Source organism: Shewanella psychrotolerans (genome assembly GCF_019457595.1).
In the GTDB taxonomy this organism is placed as follows: domain Bacteria; phylum Pseudomonadota; class Gammaproteobacteria; order Enterobacterales; family Shewanellaceae; genus Shewanella; species Shewanella psychrotolerans.
In genome coordinates this window covers 2,699,841-2,719,834 of record NZ_CP080419.1, presented here as the reverse complement: position 1 = coordinate 2,719,834, position 19,994 = coordinate 2,699,841, and the positions used below count along the sequence as shown (strand labels likewise).

At 43.8% G+C, this 19,994-nt stretch carries 18 protein-coding genes; 11 read left to right on the top strand and 7 right to left on the bottom strand.

Features of this window, described 5'->3' with window-relative positions; all coding sequences use genetic code 11:
* The first annotated feature begins 2 nt into the window (after positions 1–2).
* Positions 3–1,229: a nucleoside recognition domain-containing protein gene (locus K0I62_RS11905; RefSeq protein WP_220068350.1), complete on the top strand. Its 1,227-nt coding sequence runs from the start codon at positions 3–5 to the stop codon at positions 1,227–1,229.
* A gap of 292 nt (positions 1,230–1,521) precedes the next feature.
* On the opposite strand, the gene K0I62_RS11900 is transcribed toward K0I62_RS11905, so the two are convergent.
* Both K0I62_RS11900 and K0I62_RS11895 read right to left on the bottom strand, forming a co-directional pair.
* On the bottom strand, positions 1,522–2,400 hold the full coding sequence (locus K0I62_RS11900; protein ID WP_220071368.1) for a DUF481 domain-containing protein: 879 nt from the start codon (positions 2,398–2,400) through the stop codon (positions 1,522–1,524).
* Between the two features lie 233 nt (positions 2,401–2,633).
* On the bottom strand, positions 2,634–3,005 hold the full coding sequence (locus tag K0I62_RS11895) for a diacylglycerol kinase (protein WP_220068349.1): 372 nt from the start codon (positions 3,003–3,005) through the stop codon (positions 2,634–2,636).
* Between the two features lie 160 nt (positions 3,006–3,165).
* Between K0I62_RS11895 and K0I62_RS11890 the strand changes: the two genes are divergently transcribed.
* Together K0I62_RS11890 and K0I62_RS11885 are read left to right on the top strand one after the other, a co-directional pair.
* On the top strand, positions 3,166–4,038 hold the full coding sequence (locus K0I62_RS11890; RefSeq protein WP_220068348.1) for a DNA ligase: 873 nt from the start codon (positions 3,166–3,168) through the stop codon (positions 4,036–4,038).
* A gap of 20 nt (positions 4,039–4,058) precedes the next feature.
* Entirely contained in the window at positions 4,059–4,529 is a 471-nt protein-coding gene (locus K0I62_RS11885; protein ID WP_220068347.1) for a low molecular weight protein-tyrosine-phosphatase, read from the top strand.
* Between the two features lie 46 nt (positions 4,530–4,575).
* Here K0I62_RS11885 and ylqF read toward each other — a convergent pair whose 3' ends face one another.
* On the bottom strand, positions 4,576–5,517 hold the full coding sequence (gene ylqF / locus K0I62_RS11880; protein WP_220068346.1) for a ribosome biogenesis GTPase YlqF: 942 nt from the start codon (positions 5,515–5,517) through the stop codon (positions 4,576–4,578).
* Positions 5,518–5,622: 105 nt separating this feature from the next.
* A complete protein-coding gene (locus K0I62_RS11875) occupies positions 5,623–6,462 on the bottom strand; it encodes an isopenicillin N synthase family dioxygenase (protein WP_220068345.1) in 840 nt (279 codons plus the stop codon).
* A 270-nt stretch (positions 6,463–6,732) separates the two neighbouring features.
* Here K0I62_RS11875 and K0I62_RS11870 point away from each other — a divergent pair, with 270 nt between their 5' ends.
* Positions 6,733–7,635, top strand: coding sequence for a bifunctional methionine sulfoxide reductase B/A protein (locus K0I62_RS11870; RefSeq protein WP_220071367.1), 903 nt, complete (start codon positions 6,733–6,735; stop codon positions 7,633–7,635).
* 53 nt (positions 7,636–7,688) lie between these two features.
* Here K0I62_RS11870 and K0I62_RS11865 read toward each other — a convergent pair whose 3' ends face one another.
* Positions 7,689–9,248: a SulP family inorganic anion transporter gene (locus K0I62_RS11865; RefSeq protein ID WP_220068344.1), complete on the bottom strand. Its 1,560-nt coding sequence runs from the start codon at positions 9,246–9,248 to the stop codon at positions 7,689–7,691.
* A 155-nt stretch (positions 9,249–9,403) separates the two neighbouring features.
* Complete coding sequence (rne, locus tag K0I62_RS11860) at positions 9,404–13,087, bottom strand: ribonuclease E (protein ID WP_220068343.1); 3,684 nt, start codon at positions 13,085–13,087, stop codon at positions 9,404–9,406.
* 594 nt (positions 13,088–13,681) lie between these two features.
* Between rne and rluC the strand changes: the two genes are divergently transcribed.
* Together rluC and K0I62_RS11850 are read left to right on the top strand one after the other, a co-directional pair.
* Entirely contained in the window at positions 13,682–14,641 is a 960-nt protein-coding gene (gene rluC, locus K0I62_RS11855) for a 23S rRNA pseudouridine(955/2504/2580) synthase RluC (RefSeq protein ID WP_220068342.1), read from the top strand.
* Positions 14,638–15,294, top strand: coding sequence for an HAD family hydrolase (locus tag K0I62_RS11850; protein WP_220068341.1), 657 nt, complete (start codon positions 14,638–14,640; stop codon positions 15,292–15,294). Before rluC ends, K0I62_RS11850 begins: the two co-directional genes overlap by 4 nt.
* An 87-nt stretch (positions 15,295–15,381) precedes the next feature.
* Here the strand turns inward: K0I62_RS11850 and K0I62_RS11845 are convergent, their stop codons facing one another.
* Positions 15,382–15,975 carry a Maf family protein gene (locus K0I62_RS11845; protein WP_220068340.1) on the bottom strand — a complete coding sequence of 198 codons (594 nt, stop codon included), beginning with the start codon at positions 15,973–15,975 and terminating at the stop codon, positions 15,382–15,384.
* A 318-nt stretch (positions 15,976–16,293) separates the two neighbouring features.
* Between K0I62_RS11845 and yceD the strand changes: the two genes are divergently transcribed.
* From yceD to fabD, 5 genes are read left to right on the top strand one after another with little or no spacing between them, the layout of a single operon-like run.
* Positions 16,294–16,818 (top strand): 23S rRNA accumulation protein YceD, encoded by a 525-nt coding sequence (gene yceD, locus K0I62_RS11840; protein ID WP_220061216.1) that lies wholly within the window; start codon positions 16,294–16,296, stop codon positions 16,816–16,818.
* A gap of 17 nt (positions 16,819–16,835) precedes the next feature.
* On the top strand, positions 16,836–17,006 hold the full coding sequence (gene rpmF, locus K0I62_RS11835; protein WP_020913118.1) for a 50S ribosomal protein L32: 171 nt from the start codon (positions 16,836–16,838) through the stop codon (positions 17,004–17,006).
* Positions 17,007–17,021: 15 nt separating this feature from the next.
* A complete protein-coding gene (gene plsX, locus K0I62_RS11830) occupies positions 17,022–18,050 on the top strand; it encodes a phosphate acyltransferase PlsX (RefSeq protein ID WP_220068339.1) in 1,029 nt (342 codons plus the stop codon).
* A 9-nt stretch (positions 18,051–18,059) separates the two neighbouring features.
* On the top strand, positions 18,060–19,019 hold the full coding sequence (locus tag K0I62_RS11825) for a beta-ketoacyl-ACP synthase III (RefSeq protein ID WP_220068338.1): 960 nt from the start codon (positions 18,060–18,062) through the stop codon (positions 19,017–19,019).
* A 44-nt stretch (positions 19,020–19,063) separates the two neighbouring features.
* Positions 19,064–19,990 carry an ACP S-malonyltransferase gene (gene fabD / locus K0I62_RS11820; RefSeq protein ID WP_220068337.1) on the top strand — a complete coding sequence of 309 codons (927 nt, stop codon included), beginning with the start codon at positions 19,064–19,066 and terminating at the stop codon, positions 19,988–19,990.
* Positions 19,991–19,994: the final 4 nt, after the last annotated feature.

Here is a 19,994-nt window from a genome sequence, read left to right as displayed (position 1 = left end):
GTGTGCTTAATCGCATTTGGTTGATTTTTTTTGGGGCGGCATTGTTGTCTATTGGTATTTCCTTGTCACAGGGTGAGTGGCATGTACTATCGGATGCCGTTGATTCAATATTTGCCAGTGCTAAGCTTGCAGCGGAGATCTCTCTTGGCTTGATAGGAGTACTATCGCTATGGATGGGATTGATGCGAGTCGGCGAAAAAGCCGGGGTTGTCGCGGCAATATCGTTTTTATTTGAACCTTTGCTGCACCGACTTATGCCTGAAGTACCTAAAGGTCATCCTGCATATGGCAGCGTGACCATGAATTTAACCGCCAATGTCTTAGGGCTCGATAATGCAGCAACGCCCCTTGGGTTAAAAGCGATGCAAGATTTGCAATCACTCAATCCGAATAAAGAGGTGGCCACCAATGCGCAAATATTGTTTTTAGTATTAAATACTTCTTCGGTCACACTGGTCCCTGTGACCGTTTTTCTGTATCGAGCGCAACAAGGCGCTGCTGCGCCAGCAGACATCTTTTTACCGATATTGTTAGCGACAACGGCATCAACATTAGTGGGCGTATTGGTTGTTGCTTGTTTTCAGAGACTTTCTCTTTTTAATAGCGTGATCATGGGCTATGCCGCGGTGATCTTGGGAGGCATCTCAGCACTGGTTTTTTATCTAGGAACCCTAACTGCGAGTGCAATAGGTACGCTATCAACCTCCCTCGGTAATGGCATTTTACTTATGCTTATTTTTAGCTTTGTTCTCGTTGCGGGCATACGACGGGTGGCTGTCTATGATGAGTTTATTGCCGGCGCGAAAGAGGGGTTTGAGCAGGCTGTGAAGCTAATCCCATACCTGTTAGCCATGCTTCTAGCCATTGCGTTACTGCGTTCATCGGGAGCACTCGATTATCTGCTCAATTTGATTGCGGCAGTCGTTAAGGTTATTGGCGGGGATACGCGATTTATTGATGCATTGCCTACCGCATTGATGAAGCCTTTTAGTGGCTCAGGGGCAAGAGCTATGATGCTGGAAACTATGCAGCATTATGGCGTTGATTCTTTCGCCGGCAGGCTAGCTGCGATAGTACAAGGCAGTACTGAAACCACTTTTTATGTACTGGCTGTGTATTTCGGAGCAGTGGGTATTCGTAATGGCCGCCATGCTTTAGTGTGTGGGTTAACTGCTGATATTGCGGGGATCTGTGCCGCTATCTGGGTTTGTTATCAGTTTTATGGTTGATCACTATATCGTAGGGACCTTGGGGCTTTCGAGTTTGTTCTTTGCTCTGATTCAATGATGTTATATGGCAGGAGGAAATGATGTTTAAAGTGGGTTAAGTGGGAGATTACCGGATAATTTGAAACGAAGCTAAAGAACTGGCCTCTTTACTATTTTCGTATTCTTGTTGGCTATTGTTGAGAGTCGCTAAATGTTCCCGCTGCCATGCCAAAACCATCAACATATTCAAAATAATCAATGATCATTAATTAACTGTATAATCTGGTGCACGAATTCGTTATTGATAGAGGGTTTAGAAGTAGTAGCTCACCGATAACATTGGACCGATAAAGCTGTAGTAAAGATTATAGTCTGCGACGTTGCTATCAACTTGGTTGATGTTGTGCTTAAAGTTAACATCCACTTTATAGTAGTTAAATGCTGCTGCCATATGCCAGTTTTCTGTGATAGCGGCCTCCACACCAGCTCTTACATCGATCAGGCTACCTTCCACATCATCTAGTTTAATATAGAAATATTGTACGTGAGCGTTAAATGTAAAACCAGGTGAAAACTCATAATCACCATATAAGCCAATATCAGGCAATGGTGCAGTGACTTCTTCATTTACAAGTTTAGGTGATGCAGCATTGGCGCATTGTTGAATACTCTCTCCTTCGACACAGATCCCTATATCGCCATCAAATGCTGTTTTGATAAACATAGTGTGTAGGCCGAGAGATACACCCAAATTGGAGTTATTACCCTGATAAAAATTATACTTATAACCTAGACGTGCAATATCAATGTTGAGTGTCGTTTCTAATTCTCCACCTGCTTGTACATCATAGATTTGATCATCTAGGGTAACTTGAAATGGAACAGTAAGTGTTTTTACTTCAGCATTCCGATGGAGTTGTTTCCATTCAAAGTAGATGCCGTGTTTAGAATTAAATTGGTATTGTGCTTCAAAGAAAGGAAGAAATTGTGATTCCTCTAAATTGAGATCTTCTTCAAAATCGAGTTTAAAATTGTCTCCCCTAAGTGGATCAGTGACATCCATGCTTGAATTTGAGTTGGAATAAAAACCACCGACTCTAATCATTGTTTTACTTTCTTCAATGAGTGCAAAAGTTGAAGGTATAACCGTATCCTCGGCACCAATCGCCGAACTACTAATTAAACCAAGCATGAATAACGTTGAATATTTAACCACTAAGTCAAGCCTTACCAATTCTTATTATAAGTTATTGATTTTAATGTACTACGGTATTTTGTACGTTAGTCATTCTAGCAGGATTAATTTAATTGTGAATGATTTGTATCAATAGATGTCAACAAAGTCTTGTTTTTTGTTGAAACAAGGTAGCGATCGCAAAGATCATCGTCTCTGTGCATTGAGGCGTTAGGAGGCCGAATTGAGTGTTAAAAAAACAGAGGCCAGATGATCATTAACCAGGTGATGCCACATAACGCTAAACTGATGAATACCGCTGCAGAGGCGATATCTTTTGCTTGGCCACTTAATGGGTGGATCTCGTGGCCGATGCGATCGACTACAGCTTCAATCGCTGAATTAAGTAATTCAACGATAAGTACGATCAGTAGCGTCATAATCAATAGTATGCGCTCTACGGACGACACATCGATAAGCATAGCGATTGGTAGCATTACAATGGCTAATATCAGCTCTTGTCGAAAGGCAGCTTCTGCTTGCCAAGCAACTTTTAGTCCTTGCATAGAAAAACCAGTGGCACGAAAAATACGTTTAATGCCTTGATTATTTTCTGGTTTCATAAAATTTCAATACTCAATGTTAACCATAGCTACGATGTTTAAAAAGTGACGGAAGTATAACATTCAAACAACAACTAATGCATTGCCTTTAATGTTTTGGATTTACTTGGTCTAAACTGATCTTACATGAATGTTGGATCATTAGCTCAAGGAGGAGCATATGTGGGTATATCTATCGCGGATTATTGTTGTTGTATTACTGTTTATTGGTTTAGTCCCCAATTTGTTGTCACAGGACATTGTTGTAACGGCTGACAAGCATCAACGGCTTAAGTTACAACATGCTGGATCCATCTCTCCGCAGCTGCCTATTTCAGAGTATTTTGTCAGTGAGAAGCTCGATGGGGTTCGTGGCTTTTGGAATGGAACCACCATGTATACTCGCAGTGGCAGGAAAATCGCTTTGCCAGATTGGTTTGTTCATGGGTTTCCCGCTCAAGCGCTTGATGGTGAACTTTGGATTGCTAGAGGTAAATTTGATGATATTTCGGGATTAGTTCGACAAACTCGCCCTGATCAAGAGCGCTGGAGACAAGTAAAGTTTATGGTGTTTGATCTACCAGAAAGTAAGCAGCCGTTTGAAGTTCGTTATCGATATGCTGTTGATCATTTTAGCCACCTATCGCCCTTTCTTAGGGTCATTTCACAACGGCAATACGATAATCGCAAAGATGTCGATCAGTTATTAACCAGTGTGGTTGATGCTGGTGGCGAAGGGCTTATGTTACATCGAAGATCTGCAATATACCTTCAAGGGCGTAATAATGATGTAGTGAAGCTAAAGCAGTATCAAGATGCTGAAGCGGTGGTGATTGGACATTACCCCGGTAAAGGTAAATATGAAGGAATGTTGGGGGCGTTAGAGGTTAAAGCCGCCGATGGAACCATTTTCCGCTTAGGGACAGGCTTTAGTGATGAACAACGGAAAAAGCCTCCTCGAATAGGGAGTTCCGTGACCTATAAATACTATGGTTTAACTAAGTTAGGTGTGCCAAGATTTGCGAGTTTTGTTAGAGTAAGGTTGGAACAGTAGTACGTATCTATGGAGGTATAATGACACAGACAACATCGGTTTTATTTGTATGTTTGGGTAACATTTGTCGCTCGCCAACGGCAGAAGCAGTGTTAAGGACAAAGGCTACTGAACGTGGACTAGCTGTAGAATGTGACTCTGCAGGTACATCGGCAGCTCATATAGGCGAAGCACCTGATGGAAGGGCGATGCAAGCAGGTAAAAGGCGTGGTATCGATTTTTCAGGAATCACGGCAAGACAAGTATGCGATAATGATTTTATTAAATTTGACATGATCTTAGCGGCTGACAGGGCCAATTTACATAAGCTACGAGAGCGATGTCCCACTGAACATCAACATAAGTTAGATTTGATACTTTCTTATGGTAACAGTGAATATAGCGAAGTGCCCGACCCCTATTATGGTGGTGAAAATGGATTTGAATTAGTATTAGATTTAATCGAACAAAGTTGTGACGGTATACTTGCGCAAATATCCTTAGAGGATTAAAAAAGGGCGCTAACGCGCCCTTTTTTAATCGAGTTAAGTTGATACCTTAACTGTTATGACGAATACCAGAACGTTTTAATCTTTCTTCTTCTAGCTTTTGTTGTTTGATTGCTTCTTTTTCTGCAAGTATTCTAGCTACTTCTGCTTTTTCGGCTTCAGCCATTGTCGGTGTCTCTAGTGACAATTGGCCAATTTTACCTGAGCGGAATTCGTGCAGCAGTAGTTCGGATGCTTTGTGTAGATCGATACGTCCACCTGGTCTGAGCGCGCCGCGTTTACGGCCGATGGCTTCAAGTAGACCGATATCATCTTTTGGGAGTTCTTTTAGTTTATAGCGTTCAGTTATGGCCTCTGGATAGGCAGCTAAAAAATACTCGGCGGCGAACATAGCTACATCTTCATATTCCATTGCCGTATCTTTAATCGCGCCCGTCACAGCGAGCCGATAACTACTGGCTTCATTATCCACTTTTGGCCATAAAATCCCTGGGGTGTCTGACAGCACGATACCATTTTTAAGGTTGATGCGTTGCTGCCTTTTCGTCACCGCGGGTTCATTCCCCGTTTTGGCGATGACTCTACCTGCTAAGATATTGATAATAGTAGATTTACCCACGTTAGGGATACCCATGATCATGGTGCGAATATCTTTTTCTGTGGTATCACGATTAGGCACTAATTTACGGCACAGATCGGGGACTTTGCGAACCTGTGCGGCTTGTAGGGTGGTGATCGCCATCGCTTTCACGCCTTGTTCTTGCTCAAGGTGATCGATCCAAAGTTGGGTTGTTACTGGATCAGCAAGATCGGATTTATTCAGTAGCTTTATGCATGGCCTATCACCGCGCAGTGTTTTTACCATAGGGTTTTCGCTGCTGAAGGGGATACGGGCATCGAGCACCTCAATCACGAGATCGATTTGAGGCATCACCTCTTCAATCTCTTTACGCGCCTTGTGCATGTGACCGGGATACCACTGAATAGCCATGTTTATACTCTACCTTTAGCTGAAGTTGGCGCGATTTTACCTTGATATGTCGGAAAAATCACAAATAAAAAGCGCCAGATGGCGCTTTTTATTGGCAAACTTGGATTAGATTACACCAAGTTCTCTTAAACGTTCCATCAAGTAACTATCTGCAGTATAGCGCTCTGATAGCACAACTTCTGGCTTGGGATGTAAAAACAGTGGCAGAGAAATACGTGGGCGGGTTTTATCGGTACCTTCAGGGTTAATCACTCGATGTGTTGTTGAAGGAAAATAGCCGCCCGATGCTTCTTGAAGCATGTCACCTATGTTGATAATAATATTTCCAAAGTCACTTGGTACATCTAGCCAGTCACCGGTTTTGGTTTTCACCTGTAGGCCTGGTTCACTTGCAGCTGGTAATACCGTGAGTAAGTTTATATCTTCGTGAGCTGCGGCTCGAATTGCCCCCATGGCTTCGTCGCCTGACATTGGTGGGTAATGTAAAATGCGTAGTAAGGTTTTATGGCTGCCTTCTATCATCTTCGGTAGTGAGATTGAGTAGTTGACGGCTACATTTTCCGGAGTGTGTGCTTCGACCCAACTTAGCAGTTCTGCAGCTAGCGCATTAGCTTCTTGATAATATTTTAGAATGTTTTCTTTTAAGTGTTTAGGGATCCGGCCCCAAGGATAAACATGGTAATACTCTTTGATGTCTTTAACGTTATGACCTTTAGCGGTTTCAGAAATGCTAGCAGGGAAGAAACCGTCATGGGTTTCTGCTTTAAACATGAAGTCATGTTTTTCATCACTGTTAAAAAAGACTTGCCATTGTGTGTAGATAGTTTCGACTAATTCTTTGTTGATAGGATGGTTAGACAGCACACCAAAGCCAGTTTCACGTAATGATTCGACGAATCTTTTTGCGCTATCTTGAGCACGGTAATCGATAGTTTCTAATTTCATATTCTGTTCTTTTATTGTTATTGACCCGGCCGAAGTTTACATTTGTCTCATTAAATGGGCAATTAAGTGTTCTTTTTGTGGATTTACCTCGGCTCTACTGATGCCTTTTTAGTTATTTTTCAATAGGTAAGCTAAGAACAACAAGAATGAATAAAATTGGTATAATATCAGAGTTAATTAGTAGGTCTTTTGTCTGTTATATTATGGCTTAGGATCCTGTCGGTGCTCCGTAGTCATTGCGCTGATAAAAAGGAAGTAGAGTGGTGGTTTATGCGTGAATTAACTGAATTTGAAAAGTACGTGATTGAAGATAAGGGCACTGAGCGGCCTTTCAGTGGTGAATATAATCAGCATGACGCTCAAGGCGTGTATCACTGTAAGCGTTGTGACGCGCCTTTGTATCGCTCGGAGCATAAGTTTAATGCCCATTGTGGATGGCCCGCATTTGACGACGAGATAGACGGTGCAGTTAAACGTGTCGCCGATGCCGATGGTCAGAGAACTGAAATTGTATGCCGTCAGTGTGATGCGCATTTAGGCCATGTGTTTGAAGGCGAGTATTTAACTGAGAAAAATATTCGTCACTGTGTCAATTCAGTATCAATGCAGTTTAAGCCAGTTCAGGTAGATGCTCAGAGTTCGATCCAATGGGCGACGCTGGCGGGTGGCTGCTTTTGGTGCATAGAAGCTATTTATGCCCAATTGAAGGGGGTTATTTCGGTACAATCCGGCTACTGTGGAGGAGACGAGGCTACCGCGAATTATAAGAGTGTATGCAGCGGAACAACAGGCCATGCTGAAGTGGTTCATATTGAGTTTGATCGACAGATGATTAGCTTTGAAGAACTGCTTGAAGTCTTTTTTAAAAGCCACGATCCAACCACGTTAAATCGACAGGGAAATGACATTGGATCGCAATATCGGTCGGCCATTTTTGTTCACACTGATCAACAAATTGATATAGCGTCGGCGATGATAGACCAACTCATGAAAGCAGAAGTATATGATTCGCCTATAGTGACCGAGGTGGTTGCTTTTGACGTGTTCTATCCCGCGGAGTCTTATCACCATGACTATTTCGCCCATAATGGTCAACAACCTTATTGCCAAATGGTGATAAAGCCTAAGGTTGATAAATTCAAGGCACTATTCAAAGAAAAATTGAAGCGGTAGGTTAAAACGTAATAAATAAAGGCGCTCTATAGCGCCTTTATTTATTTGAAGCATTATGAATCGAGTTTATCGTCGGCGACTTTATAGTGTGGATCTTCGATAAAATTAACCTCTACTAAATCACCAGCCTTATGAAGCAACTGCTTACAGTCATGACTTAGGTGGCGCAGATGTAATTTTTTCCCCGCACTAACGTACCGCTCTGCAAGTGTATCGATAGCATCGAGCGCTGAGTGATCGCATACTCTAGAGTTTTGGAAATCGACAATTACATCTTCAGGATCTGTTTTAGAGTGAAACAGTTCAAGAAACTCAGCGACAGATCCAAAAAATAGTGGACCATTCAGTTTATATACCTTCCATCCGTTGGCATCTTCGCTTACTTCAACGTTGATATGCTTTGCATGTTCCCAAGCAAATACCAGCGCGGATACGATAACGCCCACAAATACAGCAAATGCTAGATCGGTAAATACGGTAACCACAGTCACCAGTATGATGACAAAGGCATCATGCTTTGGCACTTTACGCATCACATTGAAGCTTGCCCATTCGAAGGTGCCTAGTACGACCATGAACATTACGCCTACCAATGCTGCTAGCGGGATCATCTCAATCAGTGAAGAACCGAATAAGATAAAGGCTAATAAAGCGACCGCAGCTGTGATCCCCGACAAGCGACCTCGACCACCAGAATTGATGTTAATCATGGATTGGCCAATCATGGCACAGCCGCCCATGGCGCCAAAGAAACCACTGGTGATGTTACCAATACCTTGGCCGATACATTCTTTGTTCCCTTTACCGCGGGTACTCGTCATTTCATCTATCACAGTTAGTGTTAACAGGGATTCAATAAGGCCAACAGCAGCTAAAATAAACGAGTAGGGGAGAATGATATATAAGGTGTCTAAATTAAAAGGAACCGATGGGATTGAGAAGCTCGGCAAACTTCCTGCGATAGTTGCATTGTCATTGCCACTCATCGATTTTAAAAAGTCCAATACATTACGGGTATCAAGTTGGAAGTACACCACAATGGCGGTTACCGATAAAATCGCCGCTAATGAAGAGGGGAATGCGGTCGTCAATTTAGGCAGAAAATGAATAATAGCCATTGTTAGCGCCACTAGACCTAACATCAATAACAGCTGATCTTGTGGTAGCCAGTTCAATACGCCATTAGCGTCTGGTGCCTTAAACTGCCCAAGCTGGGCGAGAAAAATAACAATAGCTAAGCCATTAACGAAACCTATCATTACTGGGTAGGGAACGATACGAATAAACTTCCCCAATTTTAGCAGGCCAAAACTCACTTGAATTAAGCCCGCGAGTACTACGGCGGCAAAGAGATACTGGACGCCATGCTCAGCAACCAGTGCGACCATGACCACAGCCATTGCGCCAGTTGCACCAGAGATCATACCTGGTCTACCGCCAATAAGTGCGGTTACTAGTCCCATAATAAAGGCTGCATACAGACCCACCATGGGCTCTACACCTGCAACAAATGCAAATGCCACGGCTTCTGGAACTAGGGCCAACGCGACGGTTAGTCCTGAGAGTAAGTCTGCTCTGTGGCTTGCGGTTTTGTGACGAATAAGATCGAACATTTAACCTCTGTTGTAAAATTGTGATTAATTGGAGTGAGGCCGCGCATACTAGCAAAATTCACGCGGTAATAAAACAAAAGCCATGCTGATCAGCATGGCTTTTGAGTTTATTGAGGTAAAGTCAACTGTAGACTTATATCTCAATTATCGTCAGTCTATGGGCGAGCCATATCTGATTCAGCACTATTACCGCGTGAAGTTGGCTCTTTGCTCTCTTCATTTTTAGTCGCTTGGTATTGGCGTCCCGTTGGCACTTCAACATTTGGCCTAGCTGTAATTGTTGGCTTGGTCATTGTTGAGCTAACCATAGTACCAAAACGGCTGGCAGGCTTAGGTGCTACTTTTGCGTGTTCAGTTTCTGTTGTCGGCTCAGAAGCAGACTCAGACTTTGCAGGTGCAGGTGCAGGTGCAGGTGCAGGTGCATTTGGAACCGCTATTGCTGCCGGCTTCGCCATCGGTGCGGAAACCGAAATAGATGAAGCAGGTTTAGCTACTTTGACCTTTGTCTCGGCAACTTCAGTCTCGGTAACTTTGTTTTCAGCCGCTTTATCTTCTGAAACGGTAGCCTCAGGAACTTTAACTTCTGCTGAGTGACTCGCGTTTGCTTGAGTAATGGCTGAAGTCGTGGGTGATTCAGTATCGCTAACGCTTGCTGACTCAACTTCTGCAACTACTTCAGGTTCAGCTTTTCCTGTTGATTCTACAGCTGGCGTAGCTTGCTGAACTGGCACTTCAATCGCTGCAGGCTCTTCTGCTTTTGCCGTGACAGCGACTTCACTCTTAACTGGCTCTACAGTTTCAACATTGCTTTCAACGTTAGCCACTTCACTATCCGTTGTTACTTCAACTTTAGCTGTTTTGGTGGTCGATGCCGCTGCTGAAGAGGATGAAACACGACGCTTGGCCTTAGGTTTAGGCTTTGCTTCCGTATCTATTTCATCTTTTGCTTGTGGTTGTTCACTGCTCTCAGCTTTCACATCAGCTTTCACATCTGTTGTTTGAGTGGCTTCACTTTTACTCGCTACTTGTTTCGAGTCTGTGGTTTCGACTACTGCAGTGACTTCAACGTCCGCAATGGCGTCCTTTTCTGTTGGTTGAGCTTCAACGACACCTTGAGGATCAGTATCGAGGATCGGCGCAGTTTCGACATCATTTGGTATAAAGGCTGGTTGAGCATTTTCATTAGTGCTCTCGTTACCAGTATCTTCATCGCGACGACGACGTTGCCCTGCGGCGCGAAGATGGCGCGGGCTACGACGACTACGACGCTGTCCATCACGAGGTTCACGTTTGCCATCGGCATCAGTTTCAACTTCGTTATTGCTTTCAATGGCTTCAGTTTCTGGACTATTAGCTTCTGTCTTTTGGCTGTCGGCTTTGGCTTCAGTTGCTGGACGATTAGCTTCTGTCTTTTGGCTGTCAGCTTTGGCTTCAGTTTCTGGACGATTAGCTTCTGTCTTTTGGTTGTCAGCTTTGGCTTCAGTTGCTGCGCTATCTTCTGTCACTTGGTTGTCAGCTTTGGCTTCATTGGTTAGCTTAATCTCAGTGCCTACGGAGCTGTCATCTGCTGCATCAGTGACTTTAGTTTTGGTATTTCCCACAACTTCTTGCGAGACTTCGGCCTCTGGAGTCGCTGTTTGCTCTTGCTTTGGCTTAGCTTTGCGCGGCGGACGCTTAGCTCGTGATGCCTTATCTTCGCTCTTAGCTGTAGACTCGGTCTCCTTTGCTTCTACCGATACTGCTTTGTCTTGTGCTTCTAACGCTAGAGCTGCTTCTTGCTCTTTCTGTTGCTCAGTTTGCACTCGCACTTTACGGCGCATATTACGGCGTTGACGACGTTCTCTTGCTGCTTCCTGTTTCGGTTGCTGCTCTTTAGTCTGTTCTGTCGGTGTTTGCTGAGTTGCTGCTTTAGCATCGTCACGTTTTACACGTTTATTGTCATTACGTCCTTTAGTTGGACGAGACTCATTGCCATCAGCCTTTGTATTGCGAGTGCGCTTATTTTCAGGCTCTTTTGTTTCACTCTCATCACGACCACGACGATTGTCATTACGACGAGTGTTACGGCGACCTGTGTTGCGGCTCTGTGCGTTACGGCGAGGTTGTTCTTTAGGCTTCTCTTCACTTTTGGGTTCATCGGAGCTAAAGAGGTTGCCGATAGCTGAAAGTAGCTTCGACAGTAGACCTGGCGTCGCTGCTTTCTCAACAACTTTAGGTGTTGACGTAGGCGTCGGCGTTGCTGTTTGAGTTGGCGCTGCATAACCTTTCAGTGCAGGTTCTGGTGATGCTGCACGCTCAAGCTTACGAGGTTCATAAAGCTTCGCTTCTTGCTTCTCAAGCAGTTTATAGCTTGATTCACTGATTTGGTCATCTTTGCGATGTCTTGAAACGCGATAATCTGGTGTGGTCATGTTTGGATCAGGGATCACATACACTTCAACATTGTGACGCTCTTCAGTAATACGAATGGCTTTACGTTTTTCGTTAAGTAGGAACGCTGCCACATCAACCGGTACAACAGCTTCAATTTGTGATGTGTTCTCTTTAATCGCTTCCTCTTCCATTAAACGCAGGATAGAGAGCGCTAATGATTCGGTACCGCGAATAGTGCCTTGACCATGACAACGTGGGCAAAGGTGGGCAGCCGACTCTTCTAGAGAAGGGCGTAGGCGTTGACGTGACATCTCCATTAGACCGAAACGAGAGATGCGTCCAAGCTGAACGCGTGCTCTATCGTGGTGTACGGCATCACGCATTCTGTTTTCAACTTCACGCTGATGTCTAACTGGCGTCATGTCAATAAAGTCAATAACAACCAGGCCACCTAGGTCACGAAGACGAAGTTGACGGGCAATTTCATCGGCAGCTTCTAAGTTGGTATTTAGTGCTGTTTCTTCAATATCTCCACCTTTAGTGGCGCGGGCAGAGTTAATGTCGATCGAGGTTAATGCCTCTGTCGGATCGATGACAATTGAACCGCCAGATGGTAAACGAACTTCACGCTGGAACGCCGATTCAATTTGAGTTTCGATCTGGAAGTGAGTAAATAATGGCACTTCTGCTTCATAACGCTTAATGCGATCGACAAAATCTGGACGTACTAAAGAAACATGCTCTTTGGCTTGTTCATAAATACGTGGATGATCGATAAGTACTTCACCGACATCGCGACGCAAGTAGTCACGGATTGCGCGAACAATCACGTTACTTTCTTGATGGATTAAGAATGGTGCTGGGCGGGTTTTAGCCGCTTCTTCGATTGCTGTCCAGTGATGTTGAAGTACTTTTAAATCCCACTTTAACTCAGTGGCTTCTTTACCGACCCCCGCAGTACGGACGATGAGTCCCATGCCTTGTGGTACTTCAAGTTCAGATAATGCCGCTTTAAGCTCGGTACGTTCGTCGCCTTCGATACGGCGAGAAATACCACCGGCGCGCGGGTTATTTGGCATTAAGACAAGATAAGAGCCCGCAAGGCTTATAAATGTAGTGAGTGCAGCACCTTTGTTGCCACGTTCTTCTTTGTCTATTTGAACGATAACTTCCTGACCTTCTTTGATCACTTCCTTAATGTTAGGACGACCTTGGAAAGAGTAACCTTTAGGGAAGTATTCGCGAGCAATCTCTTTTAGAGGTAAGAAACCATGGCGGTCAGCGCCATAATCGACAAATGCGGCTTCTAGCGAAGGTTCTACACGGGTAATTTTACCCTTGTAGATGTTGGCTTTTTTCTGTTCATGACCTGGGCTTTCAATATCTAGATCATACAGTTGTTGCCCATCAACTAGGGCAACGCGCAACTCTTCAGATTGAGTCGCATTAATTAACATCCGTTTCATGATGACGTATTTCTTCTTAAAATAGGGTCATCAAACCAAGCTTTTTTCGACGCATTACGGGCCCAGAGGTAGGCGGAAGCCTCGCGGCTTGAGTCTAGGCTAAGGTGCGCAATTTCTGTAAGACGCAATCACTGCGTGTCGCTACCTATTTATGGCTTATTTTTTAATATTTCTAAAAACAAGGAATTCGTTGTAAAACGTCAACCAACCCCATAAATTCTAATGTACTTTCCGGTAATGCCAAAATCGATAAGCGTTCGTCTGACGACAAGTTAAAATTAAACTTCGAATTTGGGGCGCTATTCTTGGAAAAACCACGTTGAAATGTGGCATTAATGCTGTGTTTAGTCGTTCAAACTCGTTTTCTCGGTTTTTTTGATGCAACGACTTGCAAATCAATGAGTTGCTACTCAGTAAAAATGTCTTTTAGTTTCCGCTCTTCGCGCATGCTTTGGGAGATTTGTGAACACTTTATTCACTATTTATCCCCATAGGCGTGGCAAATATAGCAACAAACCAGAAAATCAGCAAATGGAAAGGCATAAAAGATGTTAGTTGTGTACAATAAGCAGCTTGAACGATACAAGGCGTAGCATGAATAATCAACAATCTCTAAATAAAGTCGAATTGGTCACCATTGATGAGGACCATTTAGGCCAGCGAATCGATAACTTTCTTGTCACCAAATTAAAAGGCGTACCTAAAAGCATGATCTATCGTATCGTGCGAAAGGGGGAAGTTAGGGTCAATAAAAAACGAATCAAGCCAGAATATAAGCTACAGGATGGCGACATCGTTCGCATTCCGCCTGTCAGAGTTTCTGCTAGTGACGATAAGCCTGGGCCGAGTGCTAAATTGACCAAGGTGTCTCAATTAGAAGACCGTATCGTATTTGAAGATAAGTCCATTATCGTGCTCAACAAGCCCGCGGGTATCGCGGTACATGGCGGCAGCGGTGTCGACTTTGGGGTGATCGAAGCGATGCGATCATTACGTCCTCAGCAGAAGTTTCTCGAATTAGTGCACCGTTTAGATAAAGACACATCTGGTGTGTTGCTTATCGCAAAGAAGCGCAGCGCATTAAAACATCTGCATGATCAGTTGCGTTATAAGAAGATGCAGAAAGATTATTTTGCATTAGTTCGTGGTGAGTGGCAAAGCCATGACAAGGTGATCAATGCACCATTATTAAAGTTAACGCTTAAGTCCGGTGAGCGTATTGTTAGAGTTAATCAAGAGGGCAAAGCATCTGAAACGCGCTTTAAGATTAAACAGCGATATAAAGGTGTCACTTTAGTGCAAGCTAGCCCAGTGACAGGACGAACTCATCAGATCCGTGTGCATTGCCAATATGCTGGCCACCCTATTGCCTGTGATGAAAAGTATAGCGAACAGAAGTTTGATGATTCGATGCGAGCGTTAGGCTTAAACCGCCTATTTTTACATGCAGCGCAGCTAAAGTTTATCCATCCTAGCACCGAAGAGGTGATGCAAGTTAAAGCGCCATTGGATGATGCGTTAGAACTATTATTGTCTAAATTGGAAAAAGTATGAAACGTTATGAGCTAGTCATCTTTGATTGGGATGGTACTTTGATGGACTCTGTGGGGAAGATTGTTGCCTGTATGCAGCAAACCGCGACGCAGCTTAATATGCTAGTACCTACAGAAGCCGCAATAAGAGATATTATCGGATTGTCTATGAATGAGGCGCTTAATGTGCTTCATCCTGCGGCTAGTGCTCAAACCCGTGAAGAGATGATCTCTGTATATCGTCAGCAATACCTGCAGCTCAATAAAACCCCAAGTCCCGTTTTCGATGGAGCAGAAGAGCTATTGTTAGCGCTTAAATCATCGGGACACTCTTTGGCTGTTGCCACAGGAAAGGCTAGAGCTGGACTGGATAGAGTATTAACTGAGACTGGGTTTGCAACGCATTTCCAAGCGAGTCGCTGCGCTGATGAGGCAAAAAGTAAACCTCATCCTCAGATGTTAAACGAGTTACTCCAGCAGTTAAACGTCGCGCCGCAAAAAGCGCTTATGGTCGGGGATTCTATACATGACCTCAATATGGCAAATAATGCGGGTATTGATGCAATAGGCGTGAGTTACGGCGCTCATAGATCTGATAAATTAAGTCAAGCAAACCCTATCGCCATCGTATCGTCGCCGCTGGCAATGCTGCCAGTGATCACCGGTAGTGTTTAATTGTGAACATAAAAGTTTGATGCTTGGCATTATAGGCATGCAAATATTGTGATCACATCGATATTGTCGCGAGCAATTTTTTTACCGCTATCTTGACTGGCTAAGCACATCAATATTTTGTTTAGCCAACATATCAATCAATAGAATAAGCGGTAAACCTATTAAAGTATTAGGGTCGCGACCTTCAAGTTTATCAAAAAGTGCAATGCCTAACCCTTCGCTTTTAAAGCTACCCGCACAATAGAAAGGTTGTTCTTTATCGACGTAGTAGCGTATTTGCGATTCGGTTAAGCTTCTAAAATGAACAGTAAACGTTTCATGTTGTGCATCAATGCTCTCGTTTTCAATGTTATACAGGGCTAACCCAGTATAAAAAGTGATCGCCTTTCCTGAACTTCTCATCAACTGCTTAACCGCATTTTCCGCATTAAGAGGTTTACCTATGATCTCGCCATCGATAACCGCAACCTGATCCGAGCCGATAACTATACCTTTTTCTCTATCCTTGGCTCCTGCGATGGCTTTAGCGATCGCAAGGCGGGTGACTAAGGCGGGTGCTGTTTCATTAGGCTGAGGAGTTTCGTTGGTGTCGATTGAGCAGGTTTCAAAAGTAATGCCGAGTTTTTCTAATAACAATTTTCGATAACTTGATGTAGAAGCAAGAATGATAGCTTGTGACATTAATAGACCTTTTTAAATGTGATGAGATGTTCGTGCTAATTAGACGAATAAAATATACAGCCTTTGACTGAGTTAACGGCTATTGTGGCATATTGCTTATACTGGTGCAGATTTCTACGTCGATTAGACTAAAATTAGTGCGCGAATGCTTTAATTTTAATCGTGCGGGGCTTGAGTATCCACTAGGGCTTGGGTAGAATTTTGCCTCCAATAATTTTTGTTTTATGCGTGAGTTTTTTAGGAATCGTTATCTTGATCCTTAAAGGTAGTAAATTTTCCTTTGACTCCGAGTAATTCAAACTATAATATGCGCGCCTTATGCAAACAGTAAAGATACCGGTTTCAATTGATCCAAACCGCGCGGCGGCAAGCAAGCTTTCTTATGAAGGCATGATTCCTGGTGTGCAGTTAAAGCGATTAAATGAGTTATGTGCCGGCGACTGTTCCGATGTGGCAGTGTCGCTTGAATGTAACGTGGATATACAGGGGATAGTCTACCTGAAAGGGAAGGCTGTGACGGAGCTCACTCTGAATTGTCAACGTTGTATGACACTATTTACTACTGAGGTTACGGTCGAGTTTTGTTTTAGCCCTTGCGGGTCTGAAGCAGAAATCGATGAGCTCCCGGATGCGTATGACCCTATTGAGTGCAATGAGATAGGTGAAGTTCGTCTGCATCAATTGATTGAAGATGAATTGATAGTTGCTATGCCTTTGATCCCAAAGCATGTTGACGATAGTTGCAGCGAAGGTGATCAAGATATAGTCGTAGGCGAGATTGAACCCGCTCAAGAGGAGCGTCCAAATCCGTTTGCAGTGTTAGAAAAACTGAAGAGCAAGTAATCTAGGAGACAGGTCAAATGGCTGTACAACAGAATAAAAAATCTCGTTCAAAGCGCGGTATGCGCCGTTCACACGATTCATTGAGCACCGCTCAACTATCTGTGGATGCAACGAGTGGTGAACTACACCGTCGTCACAATGTGACTGCAGACGGTTTCTACCGCGGTCAAAAGGTTATCAACAAGTAATTTGTTGATAATTTAATGACTGATCTGACGCTTGCGTTAGATGCGATGGGGGGCGATTTTGGCCCCTGCATCACAGTGCCTGCAACCCTGCAGGCACTTCGCTTATATCCCTTTCTCAATGTCACGTTAGTTGGCGATAGGTCTCAAATTGAGCCGCTATTAAGCCAATGTGAATCTTCTTTATTGTCTCGGGTTGAGATACTTCATACGACTGAAGTCGTTAAAATGAGCGATAGGCCTGTGCATGCTTTGCGTAATTGCAAGCAAAGTTCAATGCGCCTTGCTATCGAATTAGTCCGTGATAATAAAGCTCAAGCCTGTTTAAGTGCTGGTAATACTGGCGCATTAATGGCGATTTCTAAGGTATTACTAAAAACGCTTCCAGGCATTGACCGGCCTGCATTGGTTAGCTGTTTACCTGCGGTGAATCATAAACCCGTTTATCTGCTTGATCTTGGAGCTAACGTATCATGTTGCAGTGAAACCTTGTTTCAGTTTGCCGTGATGGGATCGGTGCTTTGTGAAGCCGTTGATAAAAATGCCTCTCCGAAAGTCGCTTTACTTAATGTCGGTATTGAAGAGATCAAGGGTAATGATCAGGTTCAGCAAGCAGGGCAATTACTGCAACAATCGCCGCAACTCAATTACACTGGGTTTATCGAAGGCGATGATATCTATTCTGGAAATGTTGATGTTATTGTTTGCGATGGCTTTGTTGGTAACATCACACTTAAAACTTCAGAGGGGATCGCAAGGCTCCTCGTCCATCAGTTAAAGAAGGGATTAACCCAAGGCTTTTTTGTTCGATTAATGGCCAAATTAATCGCGCCGCGCATTAATAGTGTTTTAAATCAGATGAACCCCGACCACTATAATGGGGCAAGTCTGATAGGATTGCGCGGAATTGTAGTAAAAAGTCATGGAAGTGCGGATCAATCTGCCTATTTACAAGCAATTAGTTTGGCAGTGACCGAAGCACAACGTCGACTTCCCAAGATGATTGAAGAACGTCTTGAGTCGATCCTTTTAGACATAAATAACTGATATCTCCTTATGCATACAAAAATTCTCGGAACTGGTAGTTATTTGCCAGCGCAAGTCCGTAGCAATCTCGATCTGGAAAAGATGGTGGAAACCAGTGATCAATGGATTGTTGAACGTACCGGTATCTCAGAGCGCAGAATAGCGGCCAATGATGAATCAGTATCAACCATGGGTTATCAAGCGGCACTAAAGGCGCTTGAGATGGCGGGTATTGACGCTAGCGAGTTAGACATGATTGTTTGCGGCACCACTAGTGCCAGTAATGCATTTCCTGCAGCAGCATGTGAAATCCAAGCCCTATTAGGTGTTCATACTATTCCTGCTTTTGATATTGCAGCCGCATGTTCTGGTTTCGTTTATGCGTTGTCGGTAGCAGATCAATTTGTTAAAACCGGTGCGGCTAAAAAAGTGTTAGTCATTGGCGCCGATGTACTGTCACGTCTTTGTGAACCAGATGATCGCTCAACAATTATCTTATTTGGTGATGGTGCTGGAGCGGCTGTTATTGGCGCTTCTGATAGGCCTGGTATCTTGTCTACGCATATTTATGCCGATGGTCGTCAAGGTGATCTATTAAAGTGTTCATTTCCTCCCAGAGCTGGTGAAACATCAGAAGCCGTGGGTTATATGACGATGAAAGGCAATGACGTGTTTAAAGTTGCGGTAACTCAACTTTCTCATGTGGTTACCGAGACGCTACGTATTAATCAGATCGACAAGTCTGAAATTGACTGGTTGGTGCCACATCAAGCTAACTTCCGTATCATTAAAGCCACCGCGAAAAAGTTAGACATGAGCTTAGATAAAGTGGTGTTAACTTTAGCGAAACACGGTAACACCTCTGCGGCATCTGTGCCAATCGCATTAGATGAAGCCGTTCGTGATGGGCGTATTAAGCGGGGGCAGCTATTGCTATTAGAGGCTTTCGGTGCTGGTTTTGCTTGGGGCAGTGCATTAGTTCGTTTTTAGTATTGTTTCCTATACAATACATTGATTTAGCAAAGGTATAAAAAATGGAAAAGATTGCTTATGTGTTTCCTGGACAAGGTTCTCAGGCCGTAGGAATGCTGGCTGATTTAGCCGCAGAGCATGAGATTGTTGGACAGACCTTTAATGAGGCAAGTCAAGTATTAGGCTACGACCTATGGCAATTGGTGCAAGACGGTCCTGCAGAAAGTTTGAATCAAACAGATAAAACTCAGCCTGCATTACTTACCGCGAGTGTTGCCATTTGGCGCGCAATTAATGCAACTAATGCCGCGAAACCTGATGTATTAGCTGGTCACAGTTTGGGTGAGTATTCAGCTTTAGTATGTGCTGGCGTTATCGATTTTGCTGATGCGGTTAAATTGGTTGAACTTCGCGGTCAGCTGATGCAACAAGCGGTGCCTGCTGGCACTGGTGCTATGTTTGCGATTATTGGGCTAGATAATGATGCTATTCAAACTGCCTGTGACGACGCTGCTCAAGGTGCTATCGTTAGTCCAGTTAATTTTAATAGCCCAGGACAAGTCGTTATTGCAGGTGAGAAATACGCTGTAGAGCGTGCAGCAGCTGCGTGTAAAGAGGCTGGGGCAAAAATGGCGGTGGCATTGCCTGTAAGCGTGCCTTCTCATTGTCAATTAATGAAACCTGCAGCGGAAAAGCTCGCTGAAGCATTAGTGAATATTCCGTTTTCAGAACCGCAAATAAAGGTGATCAACAACGTTGATGTTGCTGCACCTGTAACTGCTGACGCGATAAAAGACGCACTTGTGCGTCAATTATATTGTCCAGTTCGATGGTCTGAGACAGTAGAAGCAATGGCTGCTGATGACGTTACGATATTAGTCGAGGTAGGTCCAGGTAAGGTACTGACTGGTCTTGCCAAAAGAATTAATCGATCGCTGAGTGCTAAAGTAGCTAATGATCCAGCTTCTGTTGCAGCATTAAGCGAATAAAGGA